Consider the following 19552-nt stretch of genomic DNA (forward strand, 5'->3'; position numbering starts at 1 on the left):
ATGGCGGTATAGCTTGGTTCATATCCCGTCAGTAGATGGGAGTTCCCAAGAATCCCCCACCTCTTAGCGTTAGCGTAGGTGGCGGGAGTGTTCAAAACTTTCTTCTAAAATGAATTACATAACCCAGAAATATTAGAACATATATTCGCTCATTAGTCAATATACAATAGTACATCACTAAAGGGGAGGAAAATACATTACAAATAATGGGGTTTTCGATCTGGACCAAGATCAATCTTTTAAAGTTTTTTAAATTGAAAGGATGATAAGTTGTTGAGTGTTCAAGAAATCTTGAAAGAAGTAAAAAGAAACCTTGAAAATATACCTGGAATAGTAGGCATCGTTTTAGGTGGTTCTAGAGCAAGAGGTACACATCAAGTGAATTCAGACATCGATATTGGCATTTATTATGATGAATCTGCTTTTAATGTGGACACTTTAAACAAAATCGCTACTGAACTGGATGATGAACATCGACCAAACTTGATTACGTCTTTAGGTGAATGGGGACCATGGGTGAACGGTGGTGGATGGCTTGTTATACAAGGCTATCATGTGGACTTTATATTTCGTGATGTAAACAGAGTCTTTCAAGTAATAGACGATTGTTTAAAAGGCTCCATTACAGTGCATTACCAAACAGGTCATCCTCATGCCTATCTGAATGTCATGTACATGGGGGAAATATCCATTTGCAAAATACTTACCGACCCAACAAATCGACTTACTGAATTAAAAGCAAAAACCAGACCTTATCCAAAATCTTTGCAAAAAGAGATCATCAATTGGTTTAAATTCGAGGCATCTTTCTCTTTAATGTTTGCTGAAAAATCATTAAAGAATGATGACGTTTCATATGTTGCTGGTCATTGCTTTCGTGCGGTTTCTAGTTTGAATCAACTTTTATTTGCTAGAAATGAAGAATATTGTATCAACGAAAAAAAGGCAGTTAAATTGATTGAGCTGTTTGAAATAAAGCCTGCTGACTATAAGAAAAGAGTAGATCAAATTTTTACACGATTGTCTTCAGAAAATGATAGTACAGAACAAGCCATTCAGATACTCCAAGATCTAGTCATTGAAACAGAAAGACTACTTTAGCGACAAAAACGAAAAACATATACTTATTATCATTAGCTCCTAGACTCAACATATATCTTTAAGTTCATATTAAAATCTATCTAAATTGTCCGGGAGTACTCTCGCTTCTATATTTTCGATATTTCTGTACAATCACAATCATTATCTTCAGATTCTGCAACACCAATGAAGGAATATTGGGTAGATTCAGGATCTACACACGAATGAAATTCAAAATATCATTGAATGAACTGATATCCTTTGCTGTCAATTTTATAAAGTCATTCACTGCTTGCTGTACGAACGCTTTATGTTCTCCTGGCTGACTATTTACTTCACTTTGTAAATCAAGCACCTGATGATATATATCTTCAAGAGACCTTTGTTTATCTTTTATTCAATGGTGCCCCTAACTGGTTGGCTGGTTACTTTGAGAATCTGCTTTGCAACAAACATACAAAAGGATCAAACATGAAGCCGAAATGGACGCGGGCTAACAACTCCACGAAACAGTACTGCCTCTCTCATCGGGAAGGCGGTATTGTTATATTTTATTCATTTTTCCAAAGTTGCTATTCTCTTATTTCCGCTCCTCTAATTATGCTTTCAATACATATAATGATACTTCTTTCCCAAATGCAATGATTTCATTGATAGAACATATAGGATTCGAACCTACGACCCTATCATTACGAATGAAGTCTCATAGGGAAATTAGGGAAAATGAGCACTATTATAAAAATAGGAAACCAATGATATCAAGGGTTTTAGAAAAACACATAAATGGAGAAACCTAAGAAAACAAAGTGCGTTAGAAGGTTTGTTAGATGTTATTTCTGTCCTCAGCCGACCCTGCATAATTTATAGGTTTGTAACTCACCAGTAGATTTGTTTCACTATTTAAACTTTTCTATCATATCAAACTCTAAAAAACAAAAAAAGTGAGCGATCGCCCACCCACTAAATAGATATTTTGGATGAAATAATCGGGAGAGAATCGATTACAACCTTTTGGAGCTTTTATAGTCAGTCAATATCTCCCCAATCCACTGAGTACATTTTGTATCCAAGCCTTACCTCCAAGGGATCGTTTGGTAAATCATTACTACTATATGTATCCCATAACCAATTACAATTTAAAAGTATTATATAATATATCCTAATCAACTTTTCGTATGAATCGAATTTTCAGATGACTACGAAAAATCAATGTCATAATAGATATAATGATATTTTATTTAGAAAAAAACCCTTTAATTGCAAACGAAATATTTTGTGGTCTTTCTGCTAAACGTCGCATAAAATAGCCAAACCAATCAGTACCAAATGGTACATAGACACGTACTGTGTATCCTTCTTTTACTAAATCTGATTGTAGTTGATTACGAAATCCGTACAACATCTGAAATTCAAATTGATCTTTAGATATTTCCTGTTCTTTTACCCATTGTTTAACGTAATCCACTATTTGATCGTCATGAGTAGCAATGGCCGTATAACTACCACTAGATAAGTGTTCTTGAATGATTATTCTAAAATTGCTATCAATTCTATTTTTTTCTTGATAGGCTACCTCTGGTGATTCTTTATAAGCACCTTTCACCAATCTCAAATGAACTCCTTGTAAATCTTTTATATCTTGTACAGCACGATACAAATAAGATTGTATAACAGTTCCTACATTGTCGTAATCTTTACGAAGATCACGCAGTATATCTAAAGACTGCTGACAATGAGAATAATCTTCCATATCAATAGTGACAAAATTATTAGTTCTTGTTGCTATAGCTAAGATTTCATGCATATTCTTCAAGCAAAATTGATAATCAATATCCAAACCTAGTTGTGTCAATTTTACAGATACATGACTTTTCACCTTTACATCAGAAATACTTTTTAAAGTCTGAACAACGCTTCGCGTAGCAGCTAAAGCCTCTTCTTTATTTGAGACAAATTCACCTAGATGATCTAACGTACATAGCAATCCTTTATCATTGAGCTCTTTAATTTTTTTGAGAGCAACTTCTATATTATCACCTGCAACTACTTGTGATGCACCAAAACTAAATCCCCATTTTTTCGCCGCATGATTCAACCACTTATTATTGGACACAAATAAAAAAAAGTTTTTAGATACTTTTGCTAACATTAGTTTGCGTCCTCCTATCTGATGAAAGTAATCATGAAGGGCAACAGATTTTCCTGTTACCCAGATTCCTAAAGTGAATCAGTAATCGTTTGCCCTTGCATATGCAATGTTAAGTAATCAGGTCCTCCAGCTTTTGAATCCGTTCCTGACATATGAAACCCACCAAATGGTTGATAACCCACAATCGCTCCCGTACAACCACGATTAAAATAAAGATTTCCTACCAAAAATTCTTCTTTTGCTTTCTCGATATGTGCTCGATTGTTTGAAATTACAGCTCCTGTTAACCCGTATTCAGTATTATTAGCGATCTTAAGCATCTGGTCAAAATCACTTGCTTTACAAAAAGCAACTACCGGACCAAAAATCTCTTCTTGCATTAAACGAGCTTTTTCTTCCAAACCTGCAAAAATCGTTGGTTGAATAAAGTATCCATTGGAGTCATCTCCTTGACCGCCAACCTTTAATTCACCCTCTTGTTTTCCGATATCAATGTACTTCAGGATTTTTTCAAATGCCATTCGATCAATCACAGGACCTACTTTCGTGTTGAGATCAGCCGGATCTCCTACAGTTAATTGTTTGGTTAAATAGACAGCTTTTTCTAATACTTCATCATATACAGCTTCATGTACCACTACTCGTGAGCCAGCTGAACATTTTTGACCTGAGAAGCCAAATGCGGATTGAACAATTGAAGCTACAGCCAAATCTAAATCAGCTTCCTCATCCACAAGAATGGTGTCTTTTCCGCCCATTTCGGCAATCACACGTTTGAGCCATATTTGTCCAGGATGTACTTTTGCTGCACGTTCGTAAATACGACAACCCACTGTTCTAGAACCAGTAAAGGAAATAAAGCGAGTTTTTGGATGATCAACAAGATATTCACCCACTTTATAACTATCACCAGGTATATAACTCAACACGCCAGCTGGAAGACCGGCCTCTTTCATTACTTCCACAAATTTTGCAGCTACAACTGGTGTATTATTTGAGGGCTTTAATAGTACTGTATTCCCAGTCACTATAGCGGCTGTTACTGTACCTGCCATAATCGCTAAAGGGAAGTTAAATGGTGAAATCACTACACCAACACCTAATGGAATATAATGATATTGATTATCCTCACCAGAGCGACTTTCTACTGCACTTCCATCTTTGAGTTTCACCATTTGACGAGCATAATATTCTAAAAAATCAATCGCTTCAGCAGTATCTGCATCTGCTTCATTCCATGGTTTTCCTGCCTCTTTAACGAGATATCCAGAAAACTCATGTTTTCGTCTTCTGATAATAGCAGCTGCACGCAGAAGAATAGCTGCACGTGCCGTAGGATCCCATTTTTTCCATGTTTCAAATGTCTCCAGTGCTACTTGCATTGCTTTTTCTGCTAACTCTTGGTTTGCTTGCGATACAGTCCCAATAACTTCGTCTTTACTACTCGGATTGTTGGATACAATTTTTTCTACTGTCGTAATCTGTTCTTCACCAATCACCAGTGGATACTCTTTCCCCAACTGAGATTCCACAAGAGATAATGCTTCTTGAAAAGCACTTTGATTTTCTAAATCCCTGAAATCAGTAAAAGGCTCATGCTGATAAGATTTAACCACTTTCTTTTCCCCTCCAAAATAGCATATAAATTACTTTAAAATCTTATGATGCTCCTTTTTCCACATCATCATAGCTTTTTGTCCTATATTTGCATTAGATAGGGTTTGTTCAGGAGAACAATGAATATAAATTGTTTGATCCATACATTCCACTTCTACAATCTGCTTTGAACCAGCATACGTAATCTCTGTAATTGTAATTGGGGCCTGATACATATCTGTTTCATTTTTATTTTGAGACAAATGAAGTTCAATATGCTCAGGTCGAATAATAAAATGGTAATCTTCTTCAGTTTTTCCTACTGGAAAATCATAACCCAATGCACTTACCGTACCATCATTATTTTTCTTCGTTGGCAAGACATTCGCATCACCAATAAATTGAGCGACATAACTCGTTAAAGGATCTTTGTAGATTTCTTCCGAAGTCCCTACTTGTTCTATCTCTCCTTCACGCATGACTACAATCCGATCAGATAACACCAAAGCCTCTTCTTGATCATGTGTAACAAAAATAAATGTAATACCTACTTGCTTATGCAACCTCTTCAATTCAAATTGCATTTTTTTGCGCAGTTTTAAATCTAATGCAGCAAGTGGCTCATCTAATAACAAAACTTTTGGTTTATTGATCAATGCCCTAGCTAGTGCTACCCTTTGCTGTTGACCACCTGATAATTGAGTAGGATATTTGTCTCGATGCTCTTCTAGTCCCATGGTCTCTAACATTTCATCTACTTCTTCTTTGATTTCCTGCTTTTTCATTCCTTTTCTCTTTAAACCAAATGCAATGTTATTAAATATCGTCATGTGTGGAAACAACGCATAATTTTGAAACACTGTGTTCACAGGTCGTTGATAAGGTGGAACATGACTAGCTTCTTTTCCATCTAACATAATTGTTCCTTTTGAAATATATTCAAACCCTGCAATCATACGTAAGGTAGTTGTTTTACCACATCCACTGGGTCCAAGGATAGATAGAAATTCCCCCTGATAAATATCTAGAGAAATATTATCTACAGCAGGATGTTGACCATAAATTTTCGATACATTTTTCATTTCGATAATATATGGAGATGTCACTCTATCCTTCACCTCTTTTATTTTTTACCAATTTCTTTATTCCACTGATCATTCCATGCGTTTCGATATTTATTAATTTCTTCATAGTTAGGAAAGACAATATCATCAATACTTCCATTTTTTCCATACGGCATTTTAGATGCAGTTTCCTCAGATAATTTCACTTTTTTATTAACAGGTGCTAGGTACAACTGATCCGCAATTCCTTTTTGTGCATCCACACTAATTGCCTTATCTAAAAATTTCATGGCTAATTCTTTCTTTGATGACCCTTTCACTAGATGCCAATAACTACCTGCTCCAAGAACACCCTCTTTTGGAATTATAAATTCAATGGGTACTCCTTGATCTTTCAATGCCCAAACAGGTCCACCATAATGCGCACCGATAATCACTTCACCACTTTGAAAAAGGTTACTTGCCGCACCAGAACCATTGAAGTAAGCAACCGTGTTTAAGCTTTTAATCTTTTCAAATCCCTTGTTGATTTTATCTGTACTACCACCATTTAACTCTGCCATTTTCTGTAACAATGGTAGTCCACCTGTTGTTTCTGGTGTAGGAATTGTGACCTTGTTTTGGTATTCGCTTTTCCATAAATCAAGCCAAGAAGTAGGTGCTTCTTTCACTTTTGTTGGATTATACGCTATTCCTAGTCCCCAATACCCCAAAACGACGCCATAAGGTTTGTCTCCACTCTTTTGAAGACCTAATGGGATCAAATCTTTCGCATTGGTTAGCTTGGAAGCATCTAGTACTTCCACTAATCCCTCATGAAACGATAATTCGGATATACCTGAATCCATCAGAGCAATATCAATGGTGGGGGAGTTTTTTTCTTGTTTAAGTTTAGATATAGTTACTGTTGAAGTGCCCTCTACTAAATTCACTTTTACTCCATGTTCTTTTTCAAAGGGCTTCACAATATTTTCTTTGATCGCATCCCCCCAAGAACCACCAAATATCGCAATGGTTAATTCCTTACTGGATGATTCATTTCCACCTTGTTTTAATTGAGCAGGCTGACAACCAGCAATTATGACAACAAGCATCGATAGTAGTGCTACTGTTCTCATTACCTTCATCATCTGTTGTTTCTCCTCTCGATCATTTTTAATTTGCTGCAATATTTTCTAGTTCCACAAAATAATCAATGATCACGATTAATATAAACGCAAGATAGATGGTCAAAGCCGAAACTGCCGCAATCATTGGATCTACATTATATTGAACATAGTTAAACATTTTTACTGGAAGTGCCATTTGATTGCTCGCACTGAGGAAAATGGTAACCTCTACATTGATCCACGAAATAGCAAAAGCAAACAATCCTCCGGCGATTACACTCGGCTTGATAAGTGGAAGTGTAATGAATACAAACGTTTTTATTCGATTAGCTCCTAAATCTTGACCTGCCTCTTCAAGTGACTTACCTAAGCCAATAAATGAAGCTAAACAAGTTCGAATAATGTAGGGCAGCGTTAGTACAATGTGACCTAACGTCAATACCCAGAAACTTTGCGGCTTAGCTACAAAATAGGAAAAAAATTGAAGTAATGCTACTCCGAAAACAATCTGTGGAAGCAACAAAGATGAAGATAAGAACATTTCAATTAAACGCTTTCCAAAAAAGTCATGTCTCGCTAAAATCTGAGCTGTAGGAACACCAATGACAATCGAGATGGCAGTAGCTAATAAAGCTAAGTAAAAGCTGAATGCAAACGAATCGAGATAAGAAGTATCTCGTAACACTTCCAAGTACCATTTAAATGTAAATCCTTCAGGCGGAAATGATAAATATCCAGCTTCAGTAAAGGAGGTAGCAATCAATACAATTAGTGGGAGTGCTAGGAAAAGAAATAACATAAATATTACCAACCTAGAAGCCACTTTTCCTATCATGATCTTCCTCCTTCCGACCACCTCGTTTTTAACAAATAGTTGTTCACCATCAAAATTACAATACTAACTACTAACATGACAAATGACATTGCTCCACCAAATTGCCAGTTCATTAGCTGTGTCATTTGTTCATAAATCAGCATAGCCAATACTTTTATCTTACCTCCTGAGATCAACGCTGGAGTGACATATGAACTCAGACTCAAGCTAAATACCATCATAACTCCAGATAAAATACCAGGAACAGATAAAGGTAACGTGACTTTGATAAAGCTTTTCCAACGACTGTAACCAAGATCTGCTGCTGCTTCGTCTAGACGAGAGTCAATACTTTGTAACACACTGGTTAGAGATAAGATCATAAAAGGTGCTAAAATGTAGATCAATCCAATAATAATCCCAGTTTCATTGTATAGTAGCTGAATAGGTTGATCGATTAAGCCAATTTTTAATAACATTTGATTGATAAACCCATTGTTTCCCAAGATCACAATCCAACCGAATGAACGTACCACAGCACTTGTAAAGATAGGTGAAATAATAACCACATAGGCAATTCTTTTAGCTAGTTTGCTTTTTAATACTTTTGTCACATAATATGCAATGGCATATCCGAGCAAAAGTGTTATAACTGTTACGATGATCGAAATTTTAAAAGTAACGAATAGCACATTTAGATAGTAAGGATCGGTTAGAAATTTAATATAATGCACCAAGGTGAACGACCCTTGTTTATCTAAATAACTATTGTTTAGAACCGTAAGTAGAGGGAAAACAAAAAACAGAATCAGGACTACAAGAAAAGGAATAAGTGGCAAATATATCAATTTTTTGGGCATATTGATCCCCCTCTCTACTTTCTAAATCCGTTTTAGAAGATCAAGAGCCACATCTACCATGATTTCAACTTTTTCAATTTCAATCTTTTCCATCGTATCTGTGGGACGATGATAATCAGGCAACCTCCAGAACATGAGAAGCGTAGTAGGAATACCTTCTACATGGAACATCCACTCATCAGCACCAGCTTTAGGTGTGTCTAGTTTTACTTCGTATTTATCATAGACACCTTTTTCAATAAAACTTTGCCTTACTTTTTCACGAAACTCATCCGGACCAGACCAAATCCATAAGTGATCTCCAGCACTCACTTGATCTAAGTTAATTACTGCTTTTACATTTTCCAATTCTCCACGTTCTTTTAGCTCATTAACATAGTAATCAGCACCCAAAAAACCAACTTCTTCATTAGAAAATGCAATTACATCTACGTGAAAGGGTAACTCCACCTCAGCATCTTTCAAGCGGCGAGCGATTTCATAAATACCAGCAATCCCGGAAGCGTTATCATAAGCACCTGGCGTATTGACTGTAGTATCAGAATGTGCACAAATAATTACACGATCTTTCGTGTCTTTCTTTGTTTCATATGGTCTACTAATAATGTTTGCTGATTTAAAATCAGGTCTAAATTGTCCTTGGATATTAACATGAACACGTACTTCTTTCCCTTCATCCAACCATCTTGATACTCTCTCATGATCTTTTTGCGCCATCACAACTGCTGGTACTGGGAACTTGGAACGTGGATTTAATAAGGCGATTGGATCACCCCCACTATTGACTACTACTTGACATAGTAAATTATCTTCATCATCTAATACTTCATAAGTAGGCATATCATATACACCAGGAATCAAAAACTTCACTCCATATTTAACAAGTCTTCCTATAACCCCTTCCACTGGAGTACTGCCGGAAAAAAGCAACGGCGCGGTAAGCAAATCTTCTTGAACTGGTGAAAGCAATTTTAATTCTGGCTCATCTACTGGAACCCAACCAATAAAAGGATAGATATGCTTGCGCACTGGAATATTAAGCGCTTTCAAACGTTGATAAATATAATCAGTTCCTTTCCATTCCCCAGGAGTCCCCGCATAGCGTGGACCTACTTCCTCACTCAAATAGCGAATCATTTCCTTCATCTGGTAATTCCCCCATGATATTCATATTTTGCTCTAGTGCTACTGTTGCATACTCTGATATTCCAAATAAATGCTCCTTAAAAATTTCCTCCACTTTTTCTGCATCTCTTAATTTGGTTGCTTCAAATATCATTCTGTGTTCTCTCACGGAGCGAGCAACTAATTCAGGATGAGATAAAAAGGAAATCCGAAACCTAACAATATAATCATGCATATTTTCCAGCACTTGTATAATTCTTGGTAGCTTTGAAGCAGTGATGATCATTTGGTGAAACGCATCATGTACTCTTAACAGGTTCTTGATATCATTTGTCTGAAAATAATACTCTGATTGATTAAGGAGTTCTTCCATCTCCTGTAATTGTTGATCTGTAAGGTGATCAACAGCTTGTTTGGCAGCAGCTGGCTCTAATAAAGCACGAATGAGATTAATCTCATTTAGACTTTCATTCGTTATACCTATTACCAAACTGTACTTTCTCGGAAATACTTCGATTAACCCCTCCTGTTCTAATTTGTGTAACGCCTCTCTGATTGGTGTTCTACTCACACCTAATGAATTTGCCAATTCACCTTCAATCAATTTTTCACCAGGTTTTCTAATACCCCGTAAAATATCCTGACGTAATTTCTTAAATACCATTTCTCTGATTGATTGAGGCCGCAGCTTATCTAACATATAAACCTACCTTTCTATGTTTGTGTATGATTATATGACATACTGTATCCCAGTTCAATACTTTTATAAATGATTTATTTATTAAATAAAATTATATATTTATTTTAGAAGTGATTGATGACCACAAAAAAAGAATTATTCTTGTAAATGGTGCAATAAATGTAATATCTATTTTGCAGAAATCTACAATATTGAAGTTGTTCGAGATATTTATGAATAAAGGAGAATCGACTAATGAGATATCTTAGTTTATTTCTGTCCTTTTTCTTTTCGCTGGATGTCAGGAAGTTGTTTCAATCAGCTCATCCTCAGATCATCAAACCGCAATTAATTTTCCATCTGAACGTTACCCTGAAACTGCGAAACATATTAAAACAGCTATTTCCAAAGGAGAATCTGATACTTGCACCATCGATCGACCTGGAGCAGATAAACGACGAGATAAATCGTTGAAATATCTCCTTCCGTATCCAAAACATCAACGCTACTAATCTCAAATGTAATAGCATCATAAAAAGATAACTTTTGCCATCTGCAAAATCATATAGAGCAAAACTAAAGGAAAAAAATGGACAATTACATGCCCCATCCAATCTTCATATATAGAGTATGAAGCGTCTTTGCCATCCAACGATTCAAGCTCTCTTTCCAAGCAGGAACAATCGCCCAACAAAATGCAATCGGCTCAAGTAAGATCATCATGAGATAATATAATTGATAACCTAACATCGCACATCCAAAAAAACAAATCGATGACCGTTATTTTGAGCGGTCATTTGCGTATTACCATATCCTCCATTACCAATATCTCTGGTCTCTTTGAACACTCTATCTGTTCGTTCTTTTCCTAAAGTAGGTGAATCTAATAATCGATCTACCCTTTTCTCATCAACATGTGTATTGGCAAACTCCAAAAGTACATATGGTTTGTGTATTTGAATGTTCCATATAATTTTAAGGAATATTTTGCGCTATAAGAAATATAAAAAAGCTAGCTCCTTAATGCTAGCTTTTTTATATTTAATTCCGATAACTAAAATATCTCTTGCATCTTCAACAACTTTCGTAGTAATAGTATTAAGATGAACTAATTGCAGAAATTTTCACTCAAACTAAAGGGGTAGTTTAGTTAAACAATCGTCATTAGCTTTTATTCAAAAATTGGGCTATTTAATTGAATAAATCTAACCGTTTTCTTAAGAAACGGTTAGATTTACGAGAGAAAGTTTATTCACTCGTATTTCCTTAAAACAATTGCCGCATTATGACCTCCGAAACCGAATGAGTTAGACAGACCCGTATTTATATTTAATTGACGAGCAATTGATGGTACATAATCGAGATCACATAATGGGTCAGGATTTTCTAAGTTTATTGTTGGAGGAATTATACCCTCCTTTAAACTCATTGCTAAAGCAATTGCTTCAACCCCACCCGCTGCCCCAAACATATGACCGATCATAGATTTATTAGCTGTTACTGGAATTTGATAAGCCTGTTTTCCAAACAGCTGCTTAATAGCTATTGTTTCAGATCTGTCACCCACTTGTGTACTTGTAGCATGGGCACTAATTACATCTACTTCTTCAGGAGCTATATTTGCATTTTTTAAAGCTAATCTCATTGCAAGATGCGCCCCTTTACCTTCTGGATGTGTAGCTACCATATGGTGTGCATCTGAACTTGCACCATATCCAATGACTTCTGCATAAATTTTTGCTTCTCTACGTAAAGCATACGATAAGGATTCTAAGATTAGAATTCCAGCTCCTTCTGACATGACAAATCCATCTCGTTTATTATCAAATGGACGACTAGCTTTTGTTGGGTCATTGTTTCTTGTTGATAATGCTGTAGCATTCCCAAAGCTTGCTACTGATAAGTCTGTTACAGGTGCCTCTGTTCCACCAGCAAACACAACGTCAACTTCTCCAGAACGAATTAGTCTAAAGGCTTCTCCAATAGCTGTATTTCCAATTGCGCAAGCAGAAACTGGCGACATAGAAGGTCCCATTGCATTCCATTTAATACTAATTTGTGCGGCAGCAGCATTTGAAATCATAGCTGGTACTAGAACAGGGCTGACTCGTCTTGGCCCTTTCTGTCTGAGCGTATCAATATTTTCAATTAAGGTTTCAATTCCCCCAATGCCTGAACCTACGTACACACCTAATCTTTCGGAATCTATACTATCGAGATCTAACTTAGCATCTGTCCAAGCTTGCTCAGCTGCGGCTAAAGCAAATTGGGAAAAGCGATCTAAACGTCTTGCTTCTTTCTTTCCTAAAATTTCATTTGCATCAAAATCCCGTATAATACCTGCAATTTTTGACTTATGATTAGTAATATCAAATGTATCAATAAGAGATATACCAGACTTGCCGTTAATTAGATTGTTCCAAAATGTTTTGAGGTTGTTTCCTATAGGAGAGACTACTCCCATACCGGTAATCACAACTCTTTCCACTTTTCATCACCCCCAAGTCAATAATATAATTGTATTTTATAATCTTTTTATCCTACTACAAGTGGTTGTTTATCATAGTATAATTACCACTAGGAAAAATTAGTTTGATGAGGAGTTTTAAAAATGAATGATAAAACTAGGCTTGAGGCTTTGTCGACATTCCTAAAATCTAAGCGTGCTAAAATCAAGCCAGAGTCAATTGGTTTGCCTGCCGGAAACCGGAGAAGGACACCTGGGCTACGAAGAGAAGAGGTTGCACATTTAGCAGGTGTAAGTACCACTTGGTACACATGGCTAGAGCAAGGAAGAGATATAAAAGTTTCTTCTATCGTACTTGACTCTATTTCTACAGCGTTGCAATTAAACAATGATGAAAGAGACTATTTATATGACCTAGCATTAGAAACAAAAACGGAAATTGATAATCCAAAAAAGGATCAAGCAGAGCTTAGCCCTTCTTTAAAACGAATACTAGCTGAATTAACATATTGTCCTACCATCATTACAGACCGACATTGCCATATTGTGGGTTGGAATTCTGCAGCTGCTCATATTTTTTTAGATTTCGATAAAATACCGAATAACCAAAGAAATTTGATTCGTTTAGTTTTCACCAGAAAAGAATTAAAAGCTTTAGCCGCCAATTGGGAACACTTTACGAAAGGTTTTCTTGCCATTTTTCGTACCTATTATGGTCACTATTTAGGCGACGAGTGGTACAACCAATTTATAAAAGAAATGAGTCATTCACATCCAGAATTTCATGATTTATGGCAAGAAAGTCAAGTAAGTAAGGCTCCAGAAATGATAATTGAATTTAGACATGCTAAAGCAGGTAAAATGCTGTTTAATTTAACTTCTCTTCAGGTTCAAGGTGATATGGATTTACGGTGCAGCATCTATACACCAGTAGAGGAAACAGATACAGAAAATAAATTAAAGCGATTAATGAAGAAGGTTTCGGTTGAAAATAAAAAGTAATTTCGTTATTCCATTTTCCGGAACTACTCTTCAGTAGGAAGGTGTCTTTTTGATATTCCCCTTCACATTAAGAGGATTAGATTTTTTTAAGATAAAAAAGAATTGTGAATATTATAACTTAAACTAAGGAACGATTATGTTAAGCTCGGATGGAGTTTCTATTAAATAATAATTGCAATACTCTATCGATCGCCAATCAAGGCGTTTTTTGTATATAAATCCCTTTTTCTACTTTTATGCTTACCCTCATTCTATCTAAATTATCCAAGAGTACTCTCACTTCTATAAACGGAGAGGTGAATGGGACATGGTTCGGTCTCTCCAATGAAATCCCCCTACGTTATAAAATTTGATAAAGCGCTGTACATCTGTCAAATTCCGATGTATTCTCCCAACACGCTATACAATCTTTGCATAAATATAAATGGAAGAAGAATGCAATTAGATAAGCGCTTTCACCATTATAAAATCAGTTTGTTTTTCATCTTCCATATAAAAAGAGTGAGTTCCATTTTCTACAAAACCCATTTTTTATAAAATTTGATTGCACCCTCATTTTTTTCCCATACACCTAACCAAACCAGCTTTTTATTCTGAGCTTTTGCGATTTCAATTCCTCTATTTATTAGGTATTTTCCAAGTCCTTGCCCTTGAAATTTATTCCTTATATAAATTCTCTCAATTTCCAGTGCATCATTCTCAATACGCTCAGTCTGGGCTATATCGACATTAACCTTTAAATATCCAGCCAGTTCCTCATTCACATATATAAAAAAGAAGGCTGAAGAAACATTTAATAATTCCTTCTCCAACTGTTTCAAATTAAATGCTTTCTGTAAATAGGCTTCCATATTTTCAGATGTATTTAGATGCTGAAATGTCTCTTTAAATGTTTCATAACTTATATCTTGAAGAATCTTTACATCTTCAAGTGTACACTTCTTGAACGTTGTTTTCATTTGCTTTCGTAAGAGAGGCAATTTTCCTTTCATCCTCACTTTTAGATTGCTCGAATTGAGAAATAACAAGTTTTATTCGATCAACCGAGTGGCTTTAACTTACTTTGCCTTTCCTTCGATTTTATCGATCTTGATTTTGAATCCAACAATCCCTTCACCTATCCTTCTATAAATCGAGCGTTCTATTGATATGAACTATTTGGATCTTCATATTTCGATACCATTTGATGCAAGGAATTCATCACTTCTCCCCCTTCAATGATCTCAATCTGCCCGTATACATGAACATCTACATAATTCCATGTCGGTACGGATTTGTTTGTTTCATACCAAGTAGACGAAATATAACAATGCGATCCCTGAAAAAATTAAGTACCTCCTGCTCCTCTATATCCTTCCACTGCTTATTGGCCTTTGCAAAGTGGCCATACAAACATCCACTTTCTTTATTTAAAGTCAAGGGCAGGTGGGTCGCAGATGGATGAACATCATGTTGGGAAAATAGAGTTGCGAAGCTATTTTCTTTAATAATGTTTTACTTAATGGTCTACTTTCTGAAAATGCTATTAAAAGAAATTACTTTATAGCGGTTGACACGATTCGAAATTAGAAATCGGCAAAATCCCTATAGATCGGTGTAATCTTCACTTAATTAACTTCGGCAATAGCCGCGTTGACAAGAATCGTAATTTGACCTAGGGCACCTTCTGTCTTTATAGATGGAGTTACTTCAGCCGCATAAGTCTCTTCACTGGTATGAAATCCCCCAATTAATACGGCTGTTACTATAGAAGTCATGACTACCCATTTTGCGATTTTTTTCATTTTTCATAACACACTTATCTATTTTATTTTTAATAAATAACTACTAGATCATGATAACATTATCATCTGATTAATACGGGTATAAGGGCAAGTCTTCGTTCGATATGTCAAAGAAAAATTTTTGTGACCGATTGTAACAGTTGTAAACATGCCCACATTGTCTGCAAAAAAACACATAAAAACGGGTTCGGCGATCTTCTCCTTGATGACATCCAATGTTTCGTACACCAACAGCCTTACAAGAAGGACATACAGGTTCTTTTATAGAGTTATTAATGTTCAATTTAAGCACACTCCTTTAGTTGCAAGGGTTTAAAAAGGTCGCTTTTATTACTCGGCATCAACGATTTAAAAAAGTAAATCATCCATTATCACAATATCCTAAGGTTTGACAGTTTCTCACAAGGCGACGCTTCGATTCGGGCTTCCAAGGGTGTGAGTTCTGTCAATGCGCTGCCAAGTGTCATCTACGCAATCAATGTTTAGTCGCAGAATAGTCTTCCCCAGCTGCAAAACGTATCTAAATAAGTTACAGTAAAATACCCCATCGGTTCTCCTTGCATTAAACGACATATTCATTGATCCTTCTACTATATAAACTTTTCTAACGCTCGTTTGATTCATTCCACGGTTTCCTGATCAGATTGTTGTTCCACGTACATGACCTTCTATTTTGGACAATCAACTCATTACTTCTGAAAGCTTATGCGAATTCATAACTATCACCTTTCTATACTACTTTGCCCATTTCTGTGAATAAAACCGCCAGCTTAAAAAAACAGCTCTCCATAAATTATCTAATAGAATAGCAATCCAAACACCTGCCAGTCCCCAATGGAAGGCAACTCCGAATGTATATACGCCAATAACGCGAACAATCCATATTCCAACCGCTGTCGAATACATGGGCCATTTTGTATCTCCTGCTCCATTTAATGCACCTGTCAGCACTAAGACTATTGCGAGTGGAATCTCCTTAAATGCGTCAATCTTTAAAGCAATTGTTACTTGTTGGATAACCGATAGATTCTGTGTAAAGAAATGAGCCATCCATTCACTTCCTATGAATTCAAATACCCCAAGAATCCCCATAATTACGGCACATAATCCAGTGGAAATCCATCCAAATTGTATCGCATCCTTGATTCTGTTTGCACCTAGTTGTTGACCCACCAAGGTAGAGGCTGCTGCTGCAAATCCATATCCAGGTAAATATGCAAAAGCTTCAATATTGCCAGCAATCGTATGAGCTGCAAAGATATATGTTCCTAAAGAAACTATCATTCCAAAGTAGAGTACCTGCCCGAATCGCATAATCAATCGTTCCATTACAGCTGGAGTAGTGATCTGAATAATGGACTTTGCAATTGACAAATCACTTTTCCACTGTTTAAACCAATCTGATGCTAGGGAAACTGTGCTTTTTTGTAAATATCTCCATAAAAGAAAAACACCTATAATACGGCTTATCACTGTAGCAACAGCAGCACCTTGAATACCCATACTTGGAATGAATCCAATTCCAAAAATCAAGACATAGTCCAAGACAAGATGTACAATATTCATCCAAAATCCGGCTTTCATTGGAGAAACTGTATCACCAGCACCACGTAACAAACTACCAATGCCATACATAAGTGAAATTAATATTGATGGAATAGCAACGATACGAAAATAAATTATGCCTTGTTCTATTACTACTGGCTCTGCACCCATCAGTTTTAATATTTGTTCAGCAAATATTAATGTTCCAATTCCAAATAAAAGCCCTACCCAGATACTCATCCATATTGACTGAGTCGCGACTCTTTTCGCTTTCTGAACATTGTTTGCTCCAATATACCTTGCAATTAACGCTGTGCTACCTACACCGACAGACATGAACACGGCAAAATAAACCATCAAAATTGTTTGTGTAATTCCCACAGCAGATACTTCTACTAGCCCTAGTTTCGAAATAAAATATGTATCCACAAACCCAACCAATGTTTGCAAAACATTTTCCACAATTGCGGGCCAAGCAAGTAACAATACTATCCATATCTTCCTTCGAAAAGATAAGTTCTGTGTAACTAATGGTCTTTCACTCATTACATAAGCCCTCCGCACCCAAAATAAACCCCTCCCCTCTATAGGGATGCAACTGATTATACTTAAAACAGGTATAGTAATTCAATCTCGATTATTCGAGAAAGATACATTTACTGTTTTCGAACTCCTTATATCAAGAGATTGAATTTTCAATTAAAAATCTTTTGCACGATATAATCCCTTCGATTAGACTTTCCAATACACTTCGATTGCATCCTTAAGTTACCTTTACAATGCATCTCTTAATTCAGAAAGTTGCTGTCTTAGTAGAAATACTTTTATTGTAAGATCATGATGGGACATGTACCTTTAAACAGTCAATGGATCAGATGAGTTTCATTTTATCGGGGGGTGTTACTTGTGGTTATCAGAAAAAAGACTGCCGAAAGGAACCCTCTATTAGTAACAAACCGTTTGCTTTTTCGAAAATTCAACCCAGATGAGAAGACATGGATAGATATTTTAAAATACCCCTATCGATTGGACGATAAGGGTGTCAACTATCCTAATTTAAGAAATTCATTACGTCATGCGCCATTTTTTGAGGAATCTCCCACTGGATATTATGTCCAGTGCCAATATAGTTAACAAGTTTTGCCTTGGGTATTTTTGCTCGCAGTTTTTTCTGAATATCAATGCCAAAGAATGAATCTGCTGAACCCCAAAGGATTAATGTTGGAGCTTTTAACTCATTCATAAAAGGAACAAGATAAGAAGCTGCTGCCCCTTTTGTGATCGCACGCCATGTTTTGGGCGGTATGTTTTGAGATTCCTTCATTTCATAAGAGAGAAATTCTTTGTTGACAGGATTAGGATTTGCATACCAAGAGTCCATAAATTCTTGATCTGGAGGATTATTACCAAAACCAACGGCTGCATCATAAAGATCTCTACCAAGCGCATCAAATTCAACAAGTGCTGAAGATTCTAGGACAAGTTTTCTCACCTTTTCTGGATAATTGATGGCCAGTTCTTGGGCAACCATGCTTCCCAGTGAGTGCCCGATGATATCAGCATTGTTGATTTTCATTTTATCAATAAAATCCGCAATATCACTCGCATACATACTGATTGGATACATTCTGAGATCGGGTTTATCTGTGTCACCATGTCCCCTTAAATCAACCATATAAAGATGATATTTTGTTGCGAGATAAGGTGCAATCAGTGACCAACTTCTGCTATTATCTGTCATGCCATGGATTAAGACAAGTGTCGGACCGTTCGAGCGTCCCATTTCTACATACTTCATGGTTATACCTGTTGATAGCTTAACCGACTTTTTATGCTTTTTCCAATCCTTTTGCGATATCTGCACAGGTAATTTGTTCGCCTGTTTATTTTTAGCGAGAGAGAAGTTGGGAATGTTCAATGTTGCTGTTATGACAACAATGAAACTGATCAAGAGAATCACGACGATTGATTTGGGATTAGAAATACGACGCATCTTTTGTCCTCCTTCAGACATGGTAAACAATTGGAACTCGTATATAGGATTATGAATTGAATCTTTGTTCGACCTAAGCTATCACCACCCTGAATATATGGAGTTGCCATAAAGTTAATTTTTATTTAGATATTAGAATAGAGATTAATATTCGTCAATAAAATAATATATACTATATATATTTTTCTATATAGAGGTTGTTGCATTAATCGAAAATAAAAAATAGAAAAATCCGCCAAAATGTGGTTAGATGAAAGCTCTCACACAACCATCATCCACAAAGGG

Annotated in this window: 15 protein-coding genes and 2 pseudogenes; 2 read left to right on the forward strand and 15 right to left on the reverse strand. The window is 36.1% G+C overall.

Features of this window, described 5'->3' with window-relative positions:
- Positions 1–273: 273 nt before the first annotated feature.
- Entirely contained in the window at positions 274–1101 is an 828-nt protein-coding gene (locus BUB71_RS18430; RefSeq protein WP_175552426.1) for a nucleotidyltransferase domain-containing protein, read from the forward strand.
- A gap of 1213 nt (positions 1102–2314) precedes the next feature.
- Here BUB71_RS18430 and BUB71_RS18435 read toward each other — a convergent pair.
- From BUB71_RS18435 to fabF, 10 genes are all read right to left on the reverse strand, one after another.
- Entirely contained in the window at positions 2315–3229 is a 915-nt protein-coding gene (locus BUB71_RS18435) for a proline dehydrogenase family protein (RefSeq protein WP_073158639.1), read from the reverse strand.
- Between the two features lie 68 nt (positions 3230–3297).
- On the reverse strand, positions 3298–4845 hold the full coding sequence (gene pruA / locus BUB71_RS18440) for an L-glutamate gamma-semialdehyde dehydrogenase (RefSeq protein ID WP_073158641.1): 1548 nt from the start codon (positions 4843–4845) through the stop codon (positions 3298–3300).
- Positions 4846–4875: 30 nt separating this feature from the next.
- Complete coding sequence (locus BUB71_RS18445; protein WP_175552427.1) at positions 4876–5931, reverse strand: ABC transporter ATP-binding protein; 1056 nt, start codon at positions 5929–5931, stop codon at positions 4876–4878.
- Between the two features lie 17 nt (positions 5932–5948).
- Positions 5949–7019 (reverse strand): ABC transporter substrate-binding protein, encoded by a 1071-nt coding sequence (locus BUB71_RS18450; RefSeq protein WP_139279199.1) that lies wholly within the window; start codon positions 7017–7019, stop codon positions 5949–5951.
- Positions 7020–7044: 25 nt separating this feature from the next.
- Complete coding sequence (locus tag BUB71_RS18455) at positions 7045–7833, reverse strand: ABC transporter permease (protein WP_073158642.1); 789 nt, start codon at positions 7831–7833, stop codon at positions 7045–7047.
- Positions 7830–8672, reverse strand: coding sequence for an ABC transporter permease (locus BUB71_RS18460; RefSeq protein ID WP_073158644.1), 843 nt, complete (start codon positions 8670–8672; stop codon positions 7830–7832). The genes BUB71_RS18455 and BUB71_RS18460 overlap by 4 nt, the downstream gene beginning before the upstream one ends.
- A gap of 21 nt (positions 8673–8693) precedes the next feature.
- Positions 8694–9818, reverse strand: coding sequence for a M20/M25/M40 family metallo-hydrolase (locus BUB71_RS18465; protein WP_073158646.1), 1125 nt, complete (start codon positions 9816–9818; stop codon positions 8694–8696).
- Positions 9790–10497, reverse strand: a complete 708-nt coding sequence (locus BUB71_RS18470) for a GntR family transcriptional regulator (protein WP_073158648.1) — start codon at positions 10495–10497, stop codon at positions 9790–9792. The genes BUB71_RS18465 and BUB71_RS18470 overlap by 29 nt, the downstream gene beginning before the upstream one ends.
- A 576-nt stretch (positions 10498–11073) precedes the next feature.
- The gene (locus BUB71_RS19825) at positions 11074–11226 is read right to left on the reverse strand and encodes a hypothetical protein (RefSeq protein ID WP_175552428.1); all 153 of its coding nucleotides are present in this window, start codon (positions 11224–11226) and stop codon (positions 11074–11076) included.
- 502 nt (positions 11227–11728) lie between these two features.
- The gene (fabF, locus tag BUB71_RS18485; protein ID WP_073158657.1) at positions 11729–12964 is read right to left on the reverse strand and encodes a beta-ketoacyl-ACP synthase II; all 1236 of its coding nucleotides are present in this window, start codon (positions 12962–12964) and stop codon (positions 11729–11731) included.
- A 123-nt stretch (positions 12965–13087) separates the two neighbouring features.
- On the opposite strand from fabF, the gene BUB71_RS18490 reads away from it, so the two are divergent.
- Positions 13088–13945 carry a helix-turn-helix transcriptional regulator gene (locus BUB71_RS18490; protein WP_073158660.1) on the forward strand — a complete coding sequence of 286 codons (858 nt, stop codon included), beginning with the start codon at positions 13088–13090 and terminating at the stop codon, positions 13943–13945.
- 441 nt (positions 13946–14386) lie between these two features.
- Here BUB71_RS18490 and paiA read toward each other — a convergent pair.
- The 5 genes and pseudogenes from paiA to BUB71_RS18510 form a co-directional block, all read right to left on the reverse strand.
- Positions 14387–14904: pseudogene (paiA, locus tag BUB71_RS18495) on the reverse strand (spermidine/spermine N(1)-acetyltransferase).
- Positions 14873–15436, reverse strand: a pseudogene (locus BUB71_RS18500) (FMN-binding negative transcriptional regulator). Before BUB71_RS18500 ends, paiA begins: the two co-directional pseudogenes overlap by 32 nt.
- A 116-nt stretch (positions 15437–15552) precedes the next feature.
- Positions 15553–15702, reverse strand: a complete 150-nt coding sequence (locus BUB71_RS19830) for a hypothetical protein (RefSeq protein ID WP_175552429.1) — start codon at positions 15700–15702, stop codon at positions 15553–15555.
- Positions 15703–16464: 762 nt separating this feature from the next.
- The gene (locus tag BUB71_RS18505) at positions 16465–17820 is read right to left on the reverse strand and encodes an MATE family efflux transporter (RefSeq protein ID WP_073158663.1); all 1356 of its coding nucleotides are present in this window, start codon (positions 17818–17820) and stop codon (positions 16465–16467) included.
- 505 nt (positions 17821–18325) lie between these two features.
- Positions 18326–19267, reverse strand: a complete 942-nt coding sequence (locus BUB71_RS18510; protein ID WP_073158666.1) for an alpha/beta fold hydrolase — start codon at positions 19265–19267, stop codon at positions 18326–18328.
- Between the last annotated feature and the right edge of the window lie 285 nt (positions 19268–19552).

The organism is Seinonella peptonophila (assembly GCF_900129355.1).
GTDB lineage: Bacteria > Bacillota > Bacilli > Thermoactinomycetales > Thermoactinomycetaceae > Seinonella > Seinonella peptonophila.